This is a genomic window from Alteromonas sp. D210916BOD_24 (assembly GCF_047159385.1).
Taxonomy (GTDB): domain Bacteria; phylum Pseudomonadota; class Gammaproteobacteria; order Enterobacterales; family Alteromonadaceae; genus Alteromonas.
In genome coordinates, this window is record NZ_AP038333.1 from 3,134,957 (window position 1) to 3,154,456 (window position 19,500).

General features: G+C 43.8%; 14 protein-coding genes. 8 read left to right on the forward strand and 6 right to left on the reverse strand.

Annotated elements, in window-relative coordinates; translation table 11 throughout:
* Positions 1 to 10: 10 nt before the first annotated feature.
* The 4 genes from bcsA to ACMCM8_RS13615 all read right to left on the reverse strand — a co-directional run bounded on the left by bcsA (position 11) and on the right by ACMCM8_RS13615 (position 4,414).
* Entirely contained in the window at positions 11 to 2,215 is a 2,205-nt protein-coding gene (gene bcsA / locus ACMCM8_RS13600) for a UDP-forming cellulose synthase catalytic subunit (protein ID WP_412723149.1), read from the reverse strand.
* Positions 2,193 to 2,735, reverse strand: a complete 543-nt coding sequence (locus ACMCM8_RS13605; protein ID WP_412723150.1) for a hypothetical protein — start codon at positions 2,733 to 2,735, stop codon at positions 2,193 to 2,195. Before ACMCM8_RS13605 ends, bcsA begins: the two co-directional genes overlap by 23 nt.
* Positions 2,736 to 2,964: 229 nt before the next feature.
* Complete coding sequence (locus ACMCM8_RS13610; protein WP_412723151.1) at positions 2,965 to 3,663, reverse strand: tRNA1(Val) (adenine(37)-N6)-methyltransferase; 699 nt, start codon at positions 3,661 to 3,663, stop codon at positions 2,965 to 2,967.
* Positions 3,664 to 3,793: 130 nt separating this feature from the next.
* Positions 3,794 to 4,414, reverse strand: coding sequence for an NAD(P)H-binding protein (locus ACMCM8_RS13615; protein WP_412723152.1), 621 nt, complete (start codon positions 4,412 to 4,414; stop codon positions 3,794 to 3,796).
* Between the two features lie 70 nt (positions 4,415 to 4,484).
* Here ACMCM8_RS13615 and ACMCM8_RS13620 point away from each other — a divergent pair, with 70 nt between their 5' ends.
* Positions 4,485 to 6,698: a S9 family peptidase gene (locus tag ACMCM8_RS13620; protein ID WP_412723153.1), complete on the forward strand. Its 2,214-nt coding sequence runs from the start codon at positions 4,485 to 4,487 to the stop codon at positions 6,696 to 6,698.
* An 83-nt stretch (positions 6,699 to 6,781) separates the two neighbouring features.
* On the opposite strand, the gene ACMCM8_RS13625 is transcribed toward ACMCM8_RS13620, so the two are convergent.
* Both ACMCM8_RS13625 and ACMCM8_RS13630 read right to left on the reverse strand, forming a co-directional pair.
* Complete coding sequence (locus ACMCM8_RS13625; RefSeq protein WP_412723154.1) at positions 6,782 to 7,156, reverse strand: PH domain-containing protein; 375 nt, start codon at positions 7,154 to 7,156, stop codon at positions 6,782 to 6,784.
* A gap of 12 nt (positions 7,157 to 7,168) precedes the next feature.
* Entirely contained in the window at positions 7,169 to 10,141 is a 2,973-nt protein-coding gene (locus tag ACMCM8_RS13630) for a bifunctional diguanylate cyclase/phosphodiesterase (protein ID WP_412723155.1), read from the reverse strand.
* Positions 10,142 to 10,258: 117 nt separating this feature from the next.
* Between ACMCM8_RS13630 and ACMCM8_RS13635 the strand changes: the two genes are divergently transcribed.
* The 7 genes from ACMCM8_RS13635 (at position 10,259) to ACMCM8_RS13665 (ending at position 19,492) form a co-directional block, all read left to right on the forward strand.
* Positions 10,259 to 11,275 (forward strand): serine/threonine dehydratase, encoded by a 1,017-nt coding sequence (locus ACMCM8_RS13635; RefSeq protein ID WP_412723156.1) that lies wholly within the window; start codon positions 10,259 to 10,261, stop codon positions 11,273 to 11,275.
* Positions 11,276 to 11,277: 2 nt separating this feature from the next.
* Positions 11,278 to 12,969, forward strand: a complete 1,692-nt coding sequence (locus ACMCM8_RS13640; protein WP_412723157.1) for an amidohydrolase — start codon at positions 11,278 to 11,280, stop codon at positions 12,967 to 12,969.
* Positions 12,970 to 12,989: 20 nt separating this feature from the next.
* Positions 12,990 to 14,300 carry an APC family permease gene (locus tag ACMCM8_RS13645; protein WP_412723158.1) on the forward strand — a complete coding sequence of 437 codons (1,311 nt, stop codon included), beginning with the start codon at positions 12,990 to 12,992 and terminating at the stop codon, positions 14,298 to 14,300.
* Between the two features lie 43 nt (positions 14,301 to 14,343).
* Positions 14,344 to 14,985 (forward strand): MBL fold metallo-hydrolase, encoded by a 642-nt coding sequence (locus ACMCM8_RS13650; protein ID WP_412723159.1) that lies wholly within the window; start codon positions 14,344 to 14,346, stop codon positions 14,983 to 14,985.
* Between the two features lie 195 nt (positions 14,986 to 15,180).
* The gene (locus tag ACMCM8_RS13655; protein WP_412723160.1) at positions 15,181 to 15,759 is read left to right on the forward strand and encodes a hypothetical protein; all 579 of its coding nucleotides are present in this window, start codon (positions 15,181 to 15,183) and stop codon (positions 15,757 to 15,759) included.
* 3 nt (positions 15,760 to 15,762) lie between these two features.
* Entirely contained in the window at positions 15,763 to 17,322 is a 1,560-nt protein-coding gene (locus ACMCM8_RS13660; RefSeq protein WP_412723161.1) for a PepSY-associated TM helix domain-containing protein, read from the forward strand.
* Positions 17,323 to 17,446: 124 nt separating this feature from the next.
* Entirely contained in the window at positions 17,447 to 19,492 is a 2,046-nt protein-coding gene (locus ACMCM8_RS13665) for a TonB-dependent receptor (protein WP_412723162.1), read from the forward strand.
* Positions 19,493 to 19,500 lie beyond the last annotated feature (8 nt).

The window sequence follows — 19,500 nt, forward strand, 5'->3', positions numbered from 1 at the left end:
TCCATACAAATTATGCATTTCTGCAAAATTTGAAATTCAGCTTTCTAATTATTTCCAGCAGGTGTGAAAAAACGGGTTTTATACTCACTTTCAACACATGTTTAACACCAAACCAATAAGATATGGCTCTAGTTCTTCTACGCTGAAAAGAGACCCAACGCAGACTATTACACATTGAAAATGCAACTATATCGTCTTTGTCATCATCAGTTTTAGGAGAGAATTTGACTCTTAATATTCTCGCACCGTTTTGATAATGCAAAATATCTATAGGGATATGCACGTTTCTTTTTAACGTGTCACTCCATGATACTAATATAGCTTCCTTATCTAATATTACCCCCTCAGATTTTAAGCGTAATCGGGCTCCTCCAACAGAAAGGTCAAAAAGTTCCCCTACCCAAGCTGTATCATCGTTAGAGCGAATCACTACATTATTCGCCGCGGGTAATCTTGCCTGATTTCTTACCTGTTTTCGTTCAAGTAACACACTCATTACTGCCAATAGCAGTAATAGATTAAACATATTCCACAGCATAACGACGAGAGTAATTTCTCGTGTTAATGGGTCGTTGATCAACTTGTATACACCGGCGACAAACCCTAAAGAAATGGCCAATAAAAGCCAATAAAACACGTTAGAAAGCGGAGAAATGTAGGTTTGTTTTAAACTTTCCCCTTTAGGCGTAACAACGAAAGAAGGACTCTTAGGTTTGATAAATACTTTGATTAAGGCATTTAATGTAAATACACACTGCAATATTTCATATAACTCAGAAACTAATGGCCAACGTGTTCTTCCAAATAACATAGTCGAAATCATGTATGTGCCAATAACATGAGGTAGCGTAAATGCCAGAATTTCCAACATTGATGCATGGTATACTTCTAGTCCAAACAGCAGAAATGATAAGGGCATTAGCAAGAAAATGATTCTTGCGAAGGGAAAAAGCCAAAACATTATTGAGCTCATATACCCTACTCTCTGATACCACTTCAGTCCTTGCTCTTTATACGGTTTTTTCAACAGCAGTATTTGAGTCATGCCTTGAGCCCATCGCATACGCTGCTTGATAAATGCATCGAAGGTTTCTGGCGCTAATCCACTTACCATTGGCCTGTCTACATAAACGGACTCAAAACCCAATTTATGTAGCTCTAGTGCTGTTTCGGCATCTTCTGTAATGGATTCACCGACTATTCCTCCGGCAAGTATTAAATGTTTGCGTCTGATTACAGCCGCTGAACCGCAGAAAAATGAGCACCCCCAGTAATCAAGGCCTTTTTGAATGGTGCCATAGAACATGTCATTTTCAGATGGCATCCGTGTAAATGCAGAAAAATAATTGCGTTCTACGGGATCTGGATTTGCCATAAAGTGTGGTGTTTGAACCAAGAAAGTTTTTTCATTTTTAAGCATCCAGGGTACGGTTCTATCGAGAAAGTCTGAAGTAGGAACGTGATCAGCATCCAAGATCACAATGAGATCGCCTTGGGTATTTTTTATCGCATGATTAATATTGCCGGCTTTGGCATACTCATTCTTTTCTCGAGTATGGTAATGAATAGACAGTTTTTTACACAAGGCTTTCAAAGTTTCTCTTCTTTGTTTAGCAATGGCCGCTAATTCAGGATCCTTTGCCCCCACTTTTTCATCAGTGCCACCATCATCTAGCAGATGGATTTGTATTTTTTCCTTTGGGTAATCCAGCATTTTAGAGGCACGGATAGTCACTTCCAGAATATCAACGCCCTCGTTGTAAGTGGGGATCATCACATCCACACTAGGTAAACAACTCTTGTCTTCATGAATTAATGACAATAAAGGACGATTTAAAGGGAAAACATTTACGATGGCTCCTAAAATTAACGACAACCCAGCATATAGCTCTGCAAAAAAGAGTAACCAAACAGCCAAAAGAGATAAAAAATCGTTGTACTTCAGTGTGTATAGTCCACGCCAAAGCAAATATCTTATGGTGAGAGCAATGGCTAAAACTAATGCCAATACCCTGAAAAATTGCTGAAGTTTGTGTGTATTTTCTGCCTCGTTACAGCTTATAGAAATGACGGCGATGACAACAGCAGAGGAAACAAGTTGTCCCAATGCATCGATAGGCGTTAGTAGTAGTCCACCCAGTAAAAGGGCTGCTACCCACAAGAACAAGGTAAACTCAGTGGTATAATGATCCCTATAGTTTGGCGAATTTTCCAAAACTGCGTTCCACTATGTTTATATACGTAATGCCTGTATAGCTCGCTCTATTTATTAATGTGTATTTTCCATCGACTTTCTCAATTTCATGGTTACTAACGTAAAACAATCTCGAAATATTGTCTCTATTTTCTCGATTGCTCTTTGTAAGTACAAAGCAAAACAGATACAAGGTGAATCCAAAAATAGAGAACGTTACCAGACAATAGAATAAAGTGGGTGCCATCGTGGGAGATGTGTAAAAAGAAAACACAATAAAAGCCATGCTTACAACGGTAATAATCGTGGCTATTTTGCGTAGTCGTTGAGAGTTAAATAAATTAATTTCTGCTTCTAGCAACAGCGAAAGGCGTTTTTTCCACATGCGTTCTGTCTCCAGTTTGGAGCAAACTGGAACCAATGTGGGAATATTTTTTATTTCTATGCTCGAATAAATTGACGCGTTAATTGAATTATCACAATTGCCTTGCGCATTGAATTGTTCACTACATTCATGCTGTGATTTACTTTTTTCTCGCATTACTCACACTCCTCTTACAACTTTCTGAGTCAAACTTCACTCATCCTGAGGAATAATTACTACGGTGTTAGCGCTGTTAATATAAGTATAGGAGGTTGATATAATTTAGAAATTGGACTTTAGCTTATTAAACTTTTGAATAGAAAAGTAAAATTTTAAAACATTAATTATCAATATTTTACAATTTTAAGGTATGCCAAAAAATACGTTTAAGACGTTTTATAGCAAACTAAAATTTAAGATAAAATGCACTACATAACTTTTTATATTCTTCGGTGTATTCTCCACTTTCTTTACGGATCAACATCGTCTCAGTTGACACAGGTTTCTCTCTTATCGCCTTTTTAAACTGAAAAGCACAGAGATAGGGATTGGCGCTTTGATTGTGTTTAACGTAGAGAATACGGGTAGGTCGCAGCTGAACGTCATCCGCTACCGACAATATCTTTTGCTCAAACTGATATGGGTATACGCAATACAGACTTCCTTTTTCATTTAAATGGCGGACACAAAAATTAAACACATCCTCAGGCGTTAAATGCGCTGTCTGTCGGGCAGTGTGACGTGCTGTTGTCTGCGTGTGATAAGCCTTCGTAAAAGCCGTGGGCGTATCAAAGTAAGGCGGGTTGGAGACAATAATGTCGTAGGACATTGACGGTACAAAGTCGGCTAAATCTGTATTGAAAACCTGTATTTTTTCAGGCCATGGGGAGCCCTTAACATTATCTGCGGCCTGTTTTGCCGTGTCCTCGTCAATTTCCAGCGCATCAATACTGGCACCTTTCATAGAGGTCTGCGCCAGCATTAATGCCAAAATGCCACTACCGGTACCGATATCTAAAATAGAAGAGGCCTGCTGGGGTCTCACCCAACTGCCGAGTATTAAACTGTCTGTATTAACCTTCATGGCGCATTTGTCTTGCGCCACGCTAAATTGCTTACATCGAAACATGCTGTTTCTGGACCTTTGTTTTTGGAGCTTTTTGTCTGGAGATTAGTTTCTAGAGCTTACTGAGGGTATTATCGCTGCGCTATTTTAACCAACTTTTTAACCCAAATTACCACTTTTGTAGCGACATCATGTTTCTCGCCACATCAATCGCGTACACAGGACGGTATTTTTTTAACGGCCCCTTCATAAGACTTTGCCACATAGGCGCGGTTGTTTTCGCCAGGTCTTCAAGTAAACAAGACTCTCCTCTGTCGCCAAGCAGTAGCGACGGGCGCACCGCTGCCGCATGAGGAAGCTGTGGCATGCGCATAATGGCATTTTCTAACTCCCCTTTTACTCTTAAGTAAAAGCTACTGCTTTTCGCATCAGCGCCCACAGAAGAAATCCACACAAAACTCGCCGCTCGCTGGGCACGACTTAATTGGGCAGCAATGTGAACGTACTCAAAATCCACCCGCCGAAACGCGTGCTTTGAACCCGCCTTTTTAAGCGTGGTGCCCAAACAGCAATACACGTGGTCCACACTGAAATACCCCTGATAATCCTGTAGTTGCTCAAAATCGATCACCACGGGTTTGAGCCGATTGTAAGGGTCATAGAATAGCTGTGCCGACAGCGGTTTTCTGACTAAACACACTACTTCACCGTAGCGCCTGTCTTGTAAAAGTTCATTTACAAGTGTTCGTCCTACTAAACCTGTCGCTCCTAGCACCATTGCGGATTTCATACTTCGCACCTTGTATCATTAATCGATATCACTACAATCATACCTTTGAAAGTTAATTATGCAGATAACAATGAAAAAAGCCCTTTTAATTGGAGCCGCTATGCTCTCTACTGCTTTACACGCACAAACGCTCACCATCGAGCGCATTTTTGCCTCACCTTCATTAGACGGTAATGCACCGCGTTCATTAAAAGTCTCACCCGATGGACAAAGAGTGACCTTTTTAAAAGGTAAACAAACCGATTACGAGCGATTAGATTTATGGGAATACCATATTGAAAGTGGTGAAACCCGCCTGCTCTTTGACTCCAACGACCTTCAAAGTGGTGAAGAAATACTATCTGATGAAGAAAAGGCGCGCCGGGAGCGTATGCGTCTTTCCGGTAGTGGTATTGTTAGCTATCAATGGTCTGATGACGGTAAAGCGTTACTTTTTCCATTAGGTGGAGATGTGTTTTACCACAAGCTAGGGGAAAAGGGCGCCAAGCAACTGCTCGATACAGACGCGTTTGAAACCGATATTAAGCTTTCGCCTAAGGGCAACTATATTTCGTTTATCCGTGACCAAAACCTGTACGTTAAACACATTGCATCGGGTAAAGAAACCGCATTAACCAAAGAAGGTGGCGGCAATATTAAATTTGGTATGGCTGAATTTGTCGCTCAAGAAGAGATGGGGCGTATGACCGGGTATTGGTGGTCACCCGACGAAACAAAAATTGCTTTCACCAAAGTGGACGAAACGCCAGTGGAAGTGATTACCCGCTCTGAAATTTACGCCGACGACATTAAACTAATTGAACAAAAATACCCCAAAGCAGGCACGCCTAATGTACAGGTAGAATTAGCAATTCAGGACATTGCGTCTGGTGAACGCACCTGGGTCGATTTGGGTGAAGACAAAGACATCTATTTTGCCCGTGGTAAGTGGATGCCAAATAGCAGTACTTTTACCTATCAATGGCAAACTCGCGATCAGCAAACCCTAGAACTGCGCGCTTTTGACCTTAATACTGGCAAGCAAAAAGTGTTATTGACCGAGCACAGCGATACGTGGGTTAACCTGCATAACGATCTTTATTTCTTAAAAGATAAAGGTCAGTTTATTTGGGCTTCAGAGCGAGACGGCTTTAAACATCTTTACCTTTTCAACGATAATGGCCAACTGATCAAACAACTCACGCACGGTGAATGGGTTGTTGACAGTGTAGAAGCTATCGATATGGCAAATAACCGTTTGTACTTCTCTGGTCGTAAAGACACACCGCTGGAAAGTCACGTTTATAGCGTGTCGTTAAACGGCGGAGATATTAGCCGTGTCACTGAATTAGGCGCTTATCACAGTGCAGCATTTAGCAAAGACGCGTCTATTTTTATTGACCGTTTCTCGACCATCAATTCTCCGGCTCAAGTCAGCTTAAACGATGCGTCGGGCAAGCGTATAACCTGGTTAGAAGAAAATAAGGTTGATAAAGGTCATCCACTTTATACCTATATGGACAGTTGGAGCGCACCTGAATTTGGTGATATTCAAACCAAAGATGGCGCTACGCTTAAGTACCGTATTTACACCCCTGACAGTGCCAAACAGAATCCACAGCAAAAACACCCTGTGATTGTCTATTTATACGGTGGGCCACATGCACAGGTGGTGACAAACAGTTGGGCAGGCAATCGCGGATTGTTGTTCCAACACTGGGTAGATCAGGGTTACGTCGTGTTTACCCTGGATAACCGAGGTTCGAACTATCGCGGTAAAGGCTTTGAAGATCCCATTTACAAAAAAATGGGCTTTATCGAAGTAGACGATCAAGTGGCGGGTGTCGAGTTCCTGCGTACTCTGCCTTTTGTAGATGCGGACCGCATTGGCGTGCACGGTCACAGTTATGGCGGCTATATGACGTTAATGACTATGTTTAAAGCCGGCGACTACTTTGCTGCGGGAGTATCGGGAGCCCCTGTCACCGACTGGCGCTTATATGACACCCATTATACCGAGCGCTACATGGGTAACCCAAAAACAGATGATGACGCCTATACGGCCTCTTCTGTATTCCCTTATGCGAAAGATCTGAAGGGCGATTTATTGATTTACCATGGTATGGCAGATGACAATGTTCTGTTTACCCATTCCACCATGCTTTACAAACATCTTCAGGACTTGGCTATTCCTTTTGAGACCATGGATTACCCCGGTAAGAAACACAGTATTCGCGGTAAGCAAACGGGCATTCACTTATACAAAACAATAACCAACTTCTTCAATCGCACTCTGAAGAACTAATTAGTCCTTCCCATAACGAAAAAAGCGAGGCCTTCATTGCGGCCTCGCTTTCTTTTTTCTTTCTCGTTAAAAGAGAAACGGAATTAGCTGAACATTTGAGTTGCCAGATTTTTTTGCACCGCTTGTGCTGATGCCGCGCTGAGTTCTATTTCAATCGCATCGGCTTTTCCTGACAACCATATCTTTAGCTCGGCATCGGTATCAAAGTGTCCTGCCGTTTCTACGATAAACTGGGTAATGGATTTGTAAGGAATAGAGTGATAGTTCACTTTACGACCCGTAAGGCCTTGCTTATCAATTAAGATTAGACGTTTGTTGGTGAATACACTTAAATCACGTACTAATTTGAATGCAGACGTGACCACTTCATTGTCGGCTAAAATTGGCGACAGTTCCTCTTGTACATCGGCAGCACTCGTTTCACTGGCGTTCCCCATTAAGGTATCAAACAATCCCATTTTTATTTCCTTCTAGGCAGAGGCAAGGTTAACTTGCCATTGAACTCGGTGCGCCAGTGGTTTGGGTTTATCAAGCACAAACCCTTGCCCGTAATCCACTTTAAGCGCCTTTAATACATCAGCGGTAGCAGTGTCGACGACAAACTCAGCCACGGTGAGCTTACCCATACTGTGCGCGATATTGTTGATTGCCGTCACTGTAGCATGATCGATAGGATCGTGGACAATGTTTCGCACAAAAGAACCATCTATCTTGACGTAATCTACATCGAGGTTTTTTAAATACGTAAACGATGACATGCCAGCACCAAAGTCATCGAGAGCAAAACTACAACCAATGTTCCGCAGTGTTGAAATAAACTGTTTTGCTGCATTTAAATTCGTTACTGCAGTGGTTTCAGTAATTTCGAAACACAACTTCTCTGCCGGTACGGATGTACCTTGTACGCGTTGTGTGATGGCATGTAGCGCCATTTCATCACCTAAGGTAATACCGGATAGATTAATTGCTACTTTACCAACATTCTCAATATGCTCAGGGTGAAGTTCCAGCGTATTAAGCGTATTTTCAACCACCCATAAATCAACTTTACTCATCAAGCCATGACGTTCAGCTAAAGGAATAAACAATCCTGGGCTGATTAAGCCGCCTTCTTTTGAATTAAGTCGCAACAGGATTTCGTAGTGGGGTCGTAAAGCATTGTGTGATGTCTGTGCAGGCGATAAAGGCAAAATGGCTTGACTGAACAATTCAAAGCCATCGTCTTGTAATGCACGGTGTAATGCTTGTAATATCTGGTTTTCCGAATCGTCGATGACCATCTGGTAGTCATTTTCACGGATCACAAAGTAGCGATTTCTACCTAAATGCTTAGCTTTGTAACAGGCATTATCTGCTGCTTTAATAAGGGCTTCTGCGCTTCTGGTGGTTTCATTAATTTCAATTACACCAATACTGGCACCCACAAAAAAAAGCTTATCATCAAATACAAACCGATAATTTGAGATTGCCGCCAACAGTTTATCCAGACAGCTTGTCACTTCTTCTAAGCTCTGGTCCCGAAAGATAATACAAAACTCATCGCCCCCTATTCTTGCAAGTAAATCGTTGCGATTTACAAACTGGCTAAACAAGGTCGAAATTTCTTTAAGCAATTTGTCTCCGGCGGGGTGACCACAACTGTCGTTGACCAACTTAAACCTGTCCATATCAACAAAACACATTACACTTCGCGCGTTATGTAGCATGGGGCGCCTGAATGTTCCAATAGGGGCTACATTGTCGCTGCGTTCATCTATCTTATTTTCCACTGATAATGTGCTGGTTTCTTTTAGTATCTCTCTGAGCTGTGCATCAAACGCATACCGATTGAGCAAACCGGTTAGTTGATCGTGATTAGCCTGAAAATACACTTCTTCCTGCAACGCTATCTCTTTGGTTACATCTTTCGCAATACCTTCAACAGCAACGAGTTTCCCTTCTTCGTCAATAATGGGGGTCTCTGAGAATTCCAGTATATGATCCCTGTCTTGTTTACCTCGATAATGCACCAGATATGGCTCAGGTTTATCTCCCCTGGCGATAGTTTGTCGAATGTCGAAAGTTTCATCAGGAACTTGTAACACGTAACGTGATTCGTTGTTACAAAAGTCCTCAGGGTGATAACCCAGTATTTTTTCTATTCCTGCGCTGACATACACGAACTTGTGTTGATGGGTTTTGGTATAGACGAAGTGTCGATGCATACCATCGACCAGTCTTCGATAACGCTCTTCACTGTGTTTTAAGTCTTGTTGGGCTCTGAAGCGCTCAGTCACATCCCGCACCGTTATTGCAATGTTGCCCCCCGCTTTTACCACCTGAATTTTCAACCATTCTGGCGCTATCCTGTCGCTGGTAATGGCTATGTGAGCTTCAAACGGCACGCCGGTTTCATCCACTTGTAGTGCATTTACAAATTGACTGTCTAACCCAAGAAAGTGTGTTTGCTGTGCGAGTGTCATATCGCCTAATATTTCGCACGCTCCTCTAAATAAATAACGACTGTAGGAATTGGCTTCTACCAATGCAAAGTCGTTATCTACGGGCTGGTATATAAGTAGGGCATCAAGAGATGCTTCACTGGCGGTTAAGTATCGCTGCTGGCTGACAGAAAGGTTAACGGCACCTTTTAACTGCTTGTGAAAAACGTAGCTGACCAGAGCCGACATAAGAGAGCCAATCAGTATAATGATCCCCCCTGCGTTGTAGGGACTTAGCTGAGATTGCATCGACAACACTAAAGGCTGTTGGATAAACTCAAATGCAGGCAATGACACTACCGTGGAGTCGTGTACCATCTCACCACTTTTAAACAGGGAACGGCCCTGCATTGTGAGTTCAAAGTTAAACTGTGGCCCAACTAACTCCCCCAGCATCACGCCCAATATAGTCTGCACATCAAACCCAGCAACGACGAAGCCGTGTTCCGGCTCTTGTGGACTAATCGCTCGTCCCACTAATATGTAGTGATGCCCCGTTTCAGGGGAATATATCAGGGTACTCGAAAACGCTTCTGCGTGGAGAGGTATAGCAAGCCCAAGTGTTTCCATCGGCTGTTCAATTAAACGGTTGTCTATGCGTTTTTTAGTGCCCGAAGAAGGGGTAGTCACCCATTTAATAATGCCATTCTGATCCAAGTAAACCAGTGAACTGAAGCCCCTTTGCATTCCCATTAGGGACATGGCTTGCGCGTTAAACCAATCCACTTGATTAGGTTCAAAAGTAGGCCAGTTCAACATCAAATTGTGGATCGCTTGAATGCGTTCGGTCGAAAAGACTTCCAGACTAATCCTGACCTGCTCTGCAACAGAATGGGCCTTTGATATACGCGCAAGTTTCTCGTCTTTCTGTATATATATTCCCGCAGATACAAACAATGCGGTCAGCAATAAGAATAGCATCGTGGGTAAGGCATAAACACGATGGTTCACTCGTTTGAACATGTAGCGATCTCCGAAAGCGTGCATCGGCATACTAAAGCGCTATTGTGAATGTATTATGAATTGTCATACGCCCAATAAGTGATAACGTATAGATATAATGAAAAAAGAGCGCTATCTATGACTGCAATTCCCACTTTCGACAACGTCAAACAGGCTTACGATAGAATTAAGGGCCAGGTTAAACACACGCCAATTATTGAATCGTCGCTGCTTAACCAATGGATGGGTAATCGAATTTTATTTAAAGCAGAGTGCCTTCAAACCATTGGGGCATTTAAACTAAGAGGTGCCATGAATTTTTTGGCTAAGCTGAAAGAAGAAGGCAATCTACCTGCTCATGTGGTTGCCAACAGTTCTGGCAATCACGCGCAAGCGGTGGCCTACGCGGCTTCTCACTTTGGCATAAAGGCAACTATATTTGCCAGTGAAAATATTTCACCGATAAAAGCCACAGCTACGCAAAGTTACGGCGCAGAGCTTAAACTTTATCCCACTCGAAAAGAGGCTGATATCGCAGTAGCCGCTGCGGCTTCCCTACCCGATACTGTTTGGATCCCGCCGTTTAATCACCTCGACGTTATTGCCGGCCAAGGTACCGCCACACTAGAGGCACTGACAGAAATAGGTCAAGTAGATGCAGTGTTCGCACCTTGCGGTGGTGGCGGATTACTTTCAGGAACATTACTGGCAACACGCGCTATGCAACCCCATGCGTTAGTCATTGGCGCTGAACCTGCTGAGGCTAACGATGCCGCCCTTTCGTTACAAGCGGGTGAAATTATTCCCCTATCGCATATCCCTCAGACACTTGCCGATGGTGCGGCGACACCTGCTGTAGGTGATATCACCTTTCCTTTGTTGCAGGAGCTCGATGATTTTTACGAGGTCGACGAGGTTCAAATAGCTTATTGGACCCAGTGGTTGCATCATTTGCTTAAACTGCACATCGAACCCACCTCGGCGATGACCATGGCCGCAGTGGCTGCTTGGGCAGCTAATACACCAAGTGGTCAAACGGCGTTAGTGATTTTGTCTGGTGGTAACATAAGCCAGTCCTCTATGTCGCAGATTTGGGAACGAGACTTTTTACTGCAGCCCCCTGTTATTAACGTTGAAGAAACTGGTGAAGAATAAAAATGAAAACACTGAGAATAGATTATACCCCTACTCCACGTCGCTCCCAGACTTTATTAGCCGGCGCATTCACCGTGCTCAGTTGTTTATGTGCCGTCACTTCAACCTATGCCGCTACATTGGTGGAGAACGTCAAAGGCTATACGCTAAACGAAGATGGCAAATTAATTCAATTTTCAAATCTACTCTTCGAGCAAGGTAAGGTGATCGCATTAGACGTCTCTAAAGGCTCTTACGAAATAAATACCACTATTGACGGCAACGGAAAAGTGATGCTACCGGGTTTAATCGATGCTCACGGGCACCTGCTGGGATTAGGTGCCAATTTGTTAGAAGTGGACCTACGAGAAAGCCACAGTGTACAAGACGCAGCCAAAATGGTGGCCGATTACGCATTTGCTAACACGCAACAGGTATGGCTCACTGGACGCGGTTGGAATCAGGAACTATGGTCTGACCGAGCTTTTCCCACCGCAGCCGATTTGGACAAAATAGTGTCTGACCGCCCTGTTTTCTTAACACGGGTAGACGGACATGCCGCATGGGTAAATACCAAAGCCATGCAGCTTGCAGGCATCACCAAAGATACTCAGTCTCCAGTTGGAGGCGAAATTATTAAAGATGCTAACGGCACGCCAACAGGGGTCTTTATTGATAACGCATCGCGGTTAATTGAAGCGCATTTACCGAAAACGAGCAACGCTATATATGAACAACAACTAGCAGCCGCTGGTGAGCATTTACTAGCAAATGGTGTAACGTCTATGCACGATGCGGGTATAGGTCGCGACGTCTATGACTTTTACTTAAAAGAAGCCGTTGAAGGGGATTTACCAGTACGTATTTATGCTATGGTAAGTGCAACAGACCCCGATCTAACTACTCTGTTAGGCAATGGACCAATTCGAGATAAAGACGATTTTTTATCTATTCGTTCTGTAAAAGCTTACGGTGATGGCGCATTAGGAAGCAGAGGTGCCGCATTACTCGCGCCATATTCTGATGCTCCTCATCAACATGGCTTACTGCTAACCCAACCAGAAGACATGACAACGCTCTTCACTACGGTGATCGGAGCGGGCTTTCAGCTTAACTACCATGCCATAGGTGATAAGGCCAACCACGTAGCACTTGATGAATTTGAGGCCACTTTCGAAAATATTGGCGGAAGTGAACTGCGCAACCGAATCGAGCATGCTCAGGTTATCGCAATTGATGACTTAGCTCGTTTTGCTTCGCTTAAGGTTCTACCGTCCATGCAACCAACCCATGCCACAAGTGATAAAAACATGGCAGAAGATCGCATAGGTAAAGATCGTATGAAGGGGGCGTACGCATGGAAAACTCTGCTTAATTCAGGTATTGCACTGCCACTGGGGTCTGATTTTCCCGTCGAGTTAGCCAACCCTTTTTACGGTTTACATGCCGCGGTCACACGCCAAGATAGGAATAATCAACCCGTAGCAGGCTGGTACGCACACGAAGCCTTAACCATTGAGCAGGCGTTTAAAGGATTTACACTTGATGCCGCCTATTCTGGTCATATGGAAGATACCATAGGCACTTTAACACCCGGGAAGTGGGCTGACTTCATATTGGTAGACCAAGATATATTTTCTATCGATGCGAAAGACATTTGGAAAACCCAAGTGCATGCCACGTTCATTGCTGGTAAGCAGGTTTTTGAGCAATAAATAGGTACAATTGAGCAACTATGAGTCATTTACGTTCGCTAAGTAAGGGAATTGGCGGTGTCGGCGCGGCGTTACTGGTATTAAATGGCCTAATTGGCGCAGGTATTTTTGCCTTACCCGCCAATATGGCTGCTGAATTGGGCGCTTTTAGCCCCTATATTTTTCTACTATTCGGTGCCCTCATGCTGACTATTGTGTGGTGTTTTGGGCAGCTTGCGACATTATATCAAGCGACCGGGGGACCTGTGGTGTACGCCCATAACGGGTTTGGCGACGCCGCTGCTTTTCAAACTGGCTTTATATACTACCTTGCCCGCGCTACCGCGATTGCGGCAAACATGCATGTATTGCTTTTATATGCCGGCTACTTATGGCCTGAAATCAATCAAGGTGCTGGTAAAGCAATAGCGATTGTAATACTTACCAGCCTTCTAATTACGGTAAATACCATTGGCCTAAAAGCAGCCATGCGCTCGCTTGATACACTATCGGTACTAAAATTGCTGCCTTTTGTGGTGCTTATAGCAATGGGCTGTTGGCAACTTAACACGCCTGTCACACACACTGCGACAATCGGCTCACCGTTACAGCCCATGCCTTCTATCGATACTATTTCTGCTGGGGCGCTTATTACGCTTTACGCCTTTATTGGTTTTGAAACAGTGGTAGTCACTAGCGGCGAAACTAATACGCCCAAAAAGACCATTCCCCGAGCGCTTATGCTGACCGTATCTGGCATTGCAATATTTTACTTTAGTGTGCAGTGGCTGTATTGGCAGTGGGTGGGCGACACTAAACCAGATAACGCACCGTTAATCGCCCTTGCCGATCTTATTTTGGGGAAGACTGGTGCGTTAATAATGACCCTGACAGCTGTGACCTCTGTTGCGGGTAATTTATTGGCGAATATGATTTCCACGTCACGACTTACCTATTCAATGGCTCACGAAGGGCTTATCACAGGGAAACTGGGTAAAGAAACGTTAGGCAAAGTCCATCCACGTTATGCCACGCCCTATATTTCCATTATGATCCTCGGTATATTCGCAGGCGTGATGGCACTTAGTGGTAGTTTCGTGTGGTTGGCAATCTCTAGCGTTCTTGCCAGACTCGTGGTTTATGCCATCTGTATAGTTGTGTTAATCAAAGCACAAGGCCAGTTAACCACACCGGTTAATGTGATTAAGCGCTGTGTACCCTTTATTGCACTTGCTGTATGTGCGTGGTCCATCTCGCAATCTACCACCCATGCGTGGCTGTTTTTAGTGGGTGAACTTGCGGTCGGAGCGTTACTGTATCTCGTTCTACACAACAAAAAGTCAGCGCAATAAGAATATAACTCCGGTTAAACCACCATAAATTTAAGGTGAGCATGTGAAGATTCAAGTTATTCCTGTTACCCCATTTGCGCAAAATTGCTCACTTATTTGGGATCCTTCTACCATGGCAGGGGCATTTGTTGACCCAGGCGGTGACGTCGAGAAGCTAATAGCTGCTGCCAGCCAGTACAATGTAAACATCGAAAAAATCATTCTCACCCATGGCCATCTTGATCACGTTGGCGGAACCGTAGCAATCGCCAATCATTTTAATGTGCCTATCATAGGTCCACACATTGGCGATAAATTCTGGTTAGACGCGCTAATACACCAAAGCCAGATGTTCGGTTTTCCACCTGCCAAACCCTTTACGCCTAACCAATGGTTAAACGATGGGGATACAATTGCTGTAGGCAGTTTGACGCTAGAAGTATTACATTGCCCAGGCCATACACCAGGTCACGTTGTATTGGTAGCACGCTCCAGCAATATCGTTATTGTGGGCGATGTTATTTTTGCAGGTTCAATTGGCCGGACGGACTTCCCTCAAGGTAATCACGAGCAACTCATTCACTCAATAAAGCAAAAAATACTCACACTACCGAATGACATGACGATTTATCCCGGCCATGGGCCAACGACTACCATTGCTACAGAGAAGGCGTCAAACCCGTATGTTTCAGGTAAATGGGGCTAACGTCTGTCAGTTCAGACTCCTGTCAAAAAGGTACCACTTTGACTGATTAAGGCTAATTTTATCTCTCATGCTCCCTCCCCAGAATTGTAAATGCGAATAAATTACATTTACTTTATCAATTAACTTCAATATCCTTAGCTGGTTTTTTACCCATACCAAACATTATTAAACCGTGCACATAGGGAGATACATATCGTGATAGCCTCTGGATTGGGATTGCTAAGTTGTGCTATCGCCAGTGTTCTGTTGTATATTGGATGCCCTAATCAGCAATGGCTTAAAACGCGTTACTATTCGTTCAAAACCGCCTGCGTCTTAGGTGGTACCCTGTGGGGACTAGGCATATTCTTGTTCAGCCACCTGTTTTCAATTGCCCCTGCCATTTTTTCGGCAATAACACTTGCTATGTTATTTCTCAGTACCTTGCCGCTTTTCACCCGCTATGAAAAACCACAAACCGCATTAAAAGGCAGTAAATCGACCTTATCCCGTGACGATACGTACTTAAGTGCTTCTCCTCAATGGTGGCTTAAAAGTATCGGTGCCGTGCTACTCGGGTTACCACTGGGGTTACTCACAAGTGCAATAGTGACGTTTGGCTTTTTCAATCACACGCCTTTAGATGTGAAAACACAATTTTTGATGTGGTGGATCACACCAATGTGGTTTGTGCTAATTGCTACTATCTACTTCTCTCACCGGCCCGTTCGCTTATTCACAGTCATTTTATCCATCATTTGTGTGGAATATTTCGCTGTTCAGGTATTGATCTAACCCATGAAATTACAAAATTTTAAAAACTACCAAAACATTCATATTTGGACCGGGATTTTATCTGGCCTTCTTTTGTATATTTGCTTTGCCAGTAGTGCCTTTACCATGTTTAAGGCACCGCTCAATACATGGGCACTTCACAACACTAATACCATGCCTGCAATTGCAGAACACCAGTATGACCAACTGATACAAAAAATCCTCATTGCTCACCCAGAAGCCAGTGGCGAATTGACTTTGTTTTTACCTTCGTCAATACCACAGCATGCCCCCGCTCAATGGGTAATTGAAGACCAAGAGACACATAATAAGACGTTTTGGCACGCCTCTTTGGATGAAAATGGCGAACTTATCAGCCGAAGTATTGCGCTTTCTGATATTGGAGACTTTTTTGATCATCTTCATAGAACGGCTGGCATCCCGGGAGGAGATGACCATGACGCTGTAGGAACATTCGTGATGGGAATAGTCTGCGTGCTATATTTTGTAGCGATTATTTCTGGGTTAATTATCTTCCTACCTACATGGACTAAAGATTTATTCGCCCTTCGAAAAGATAAAAAAGCAAAGCGATTTTGGGTAGATTTTCACAACATTTTAGGTATTTCCGCACTTCCCTTTCACATTATCATTGCCATCACCACCTTCGTATTTGCCTATCATGACATACTGTATGGCGGCATACAGTCTCTCGTCTACCAAGATAAACCCATGTTTAATCGGCCTGTTGCTATGGACATCGACAGAAGTATTGAACACCTTGTACCGGTAGACGTCCTAAAACAGAAGATCACAGAGACAGAGCCTGACTTTGCACTTGCAGAGCTTCGCTATACCGGATTGGGTACCCCTCGCGCGCGTCTTATTATTGGGGGCGAGCTAACTGGTGAGATAATACGTGGCCCTTACTACGCGTTTTGGGTTACCGACCCCTACACGGCCTCGGCTGGATATACCGCCATGCTTCCATCGGTATCTGGTGTAGCCGGAAAAGTAGTGAACAGTTTCTTTACCCTTCATTTTGGTGGATTTGGCGGAAGCTTTATTCATTGGGTTTATTTCGCCCTCGGCCTAAGTGGTGCATTACTCTTTTTGACCGGAAATATCATTTGGGTTGAATCGAGACGCAAAAAATCTACGCCTTCCACACCTATTAAGCAAAAAACGTCTGTACGCATACTGTCCCGCCTAACTGTTGGCGTATGCTTAGGCACCTTGTTTGGTATCGGCCTCTCTCTAATCGCTGCGAAACTCGCTTCTGCTGCGCAGAGTGATATCCAGTTCTATCAACACCTTGGCTACTATGGCGGATTTATTAGCGCCATCATTTACTGCTTTTTAATCGCGCCATTTCGAGCGGCAATTCACGGTTTGTATTTACTTTCTTTAATTGCCGTCAGCGTAGTTGCAATGACCTGTTTTTATTGGAATTCCAGTGTGTCTCACACAATAGATATAAGCGTTATTTTTTTAGCCACGTTGTTGGCTTTTGTTTTTTGGCTGCTCGCCAGACGTTTAACCAAGAGGTCGCCTGACATCCCTCAAGACGGGGTGTGGCTGTAGATGAAAGTTCTTCGATATATGCCTGCTGACCGTTGGCATGCATATATTTATTAAAACATAACTCCATAAGAGCCAGCACAACACCAAATGGCCGAAAAAACCGTAATAGTAAGGAATTACACACATGAAACTCTCCCTCCCATTATCGTTATCGTTTTCGGCTCTGGCGGTTGCTGCTGCACTTTCTCCGGCCTATGCACAGTCGATGCAGACACCCGATACAGGTGTTGAAGAAATAGAAAAAATTATCGTGCTTGGCGAAAAAGCAAATCGCTCTTTAAAAGATTCAACCTCTTCTATATCTGTGTTGACGTCAGAAGAGCTCAACAGCACTCAGTATAAGTCTGTTTCTGATGCGTTGTCGGAAATCGCCAACGTGGTAACGCTTTCTGGTGCATTACCCGATATTCGTGGCGTGTCAGGAAATGGTGGTGCCGGTGGATTTAATTCTATCTCTGGTGGTGCAAAAGGACGGGTTAGCACATTGATAGATGGTGTTGCCCAACCCTTCGTGGCCGATTTAACTGGCGACAGTGGCATGTGGGACTTACAACAAATTGAAGTTTTTCGCGGGCCACAATCTACCAGTAACGGACGAAACAGTATTGCCGGTTCGGTGTTCATAAAAACCAATGATCCCACCTTCGATTGGGAAGGCGCAGCCAGAGTAGGCTATAGAAACAAAGACCAGTATATCGATACTGCTGGTGTGATTTCTGGCCCTATTATTGACGACGAACTGGCTTTTCGATTAAGTGTGCAATCACTCAATGCAGACACCATTACCGACGGTGAAGGCTATGAGTCAAACCCACCTGATTACGATATTGACGAGATAAAATCCAATCGCGTACGTGCGAAGCTAAAGTGGCAGCCTAGTGAAGCTTTGTCCTTTATGCTGTCTCACACGTATAACAATGAACAAGGTGATACTGGCCGAATTTATTATGAGCTTGAAAATTTAGAAGAGCACAACCGTATTTTCTTTAGAGACATAGAAACGGAAATTTCTACCACCTCTTTACTGACTGAATACAAAATCAATGATCAACTCTCATTTGATGTTATTGCCGCCTTTATGGATTATCAATGGGGTTTTGACAGCTATGAAGCCGCCGACGAAAACGAGCAAACCCTGGTATTTGATGAGACCAATACCACTGTTGATGCAAAGCTAAATTTCTCATTTTACGAAGGTGATACCACGGGTTTTGTCGGATTTTATTATTTCGAACGTGAGCAGGACATATTAAGTACTGGCGCTTACCCTTATTATGGTGATGATAAAAGCAAATCTGTTGCCCTCTATACCGAAGCCAATTTCACCTTGTCAGATAAGCTGACACTTACCGCGGGTGGACGCTTAGAGCGCGAAAGTCAGGATAGGCACTTCGTGTACGGTGCAATTGATGATGTGTACATTGAAGACACCAATATTTTCCTACCAAAACTTGCTTTGCAATATGCGATTACCGACGCCACCACGTTAGGCTTGAGTGCACGAAAAGGCTATAACGCAGCGGGTGGCGCCTTAAACTTCACCGAACAAGAGTATTACTATTACGACGAAGAAGAAGTTTACACCTACGAGCTTAGCTCTCGCACTTTGCTAAACAACAACACCTACATCAGTGCTAACCTTTTCTACAACGACTATTCAGGCTTTCAGGCATTGAGCTCAACGCGCTTTATCGTCAATATGCCCGACGTTAAAACCTATGGGCTAGAAGCGGAGTTAAACACCAACCTTACCGAAGATTTACAAGTCAATGTAGGTCTGGGTTTATTACACACCGAGATTACCGATGCAGGTGAACAATACCCCAATGTCGACGGTAACAAACTCAATTCTGCACCTGATTTTAATGCCAATATTGGTTTGAAGTACTGGGTCACAGACGCTATTAATGTTGGTGGTTCTGTGCGTTATGTCGGTGAGTATTTCGGTGATTTTTCCAATACAGAAGCGCGTATAGGTGGTGACTATACCCTGACGCGATTAACCGCTAACTACGAAAATGAGAACTGGACCGTGACGGCCTTCGTTGACAACCTATTCGACGAGACAGCCATTATTACTCAAGAGCCAGTAAGTGGACGCTATCCAGCGGGGTATGCGGCTATCGCTGATCCTCGCAATGTGGGCGTGTCTGTTGTTTACAAATTTTAGACACCCTT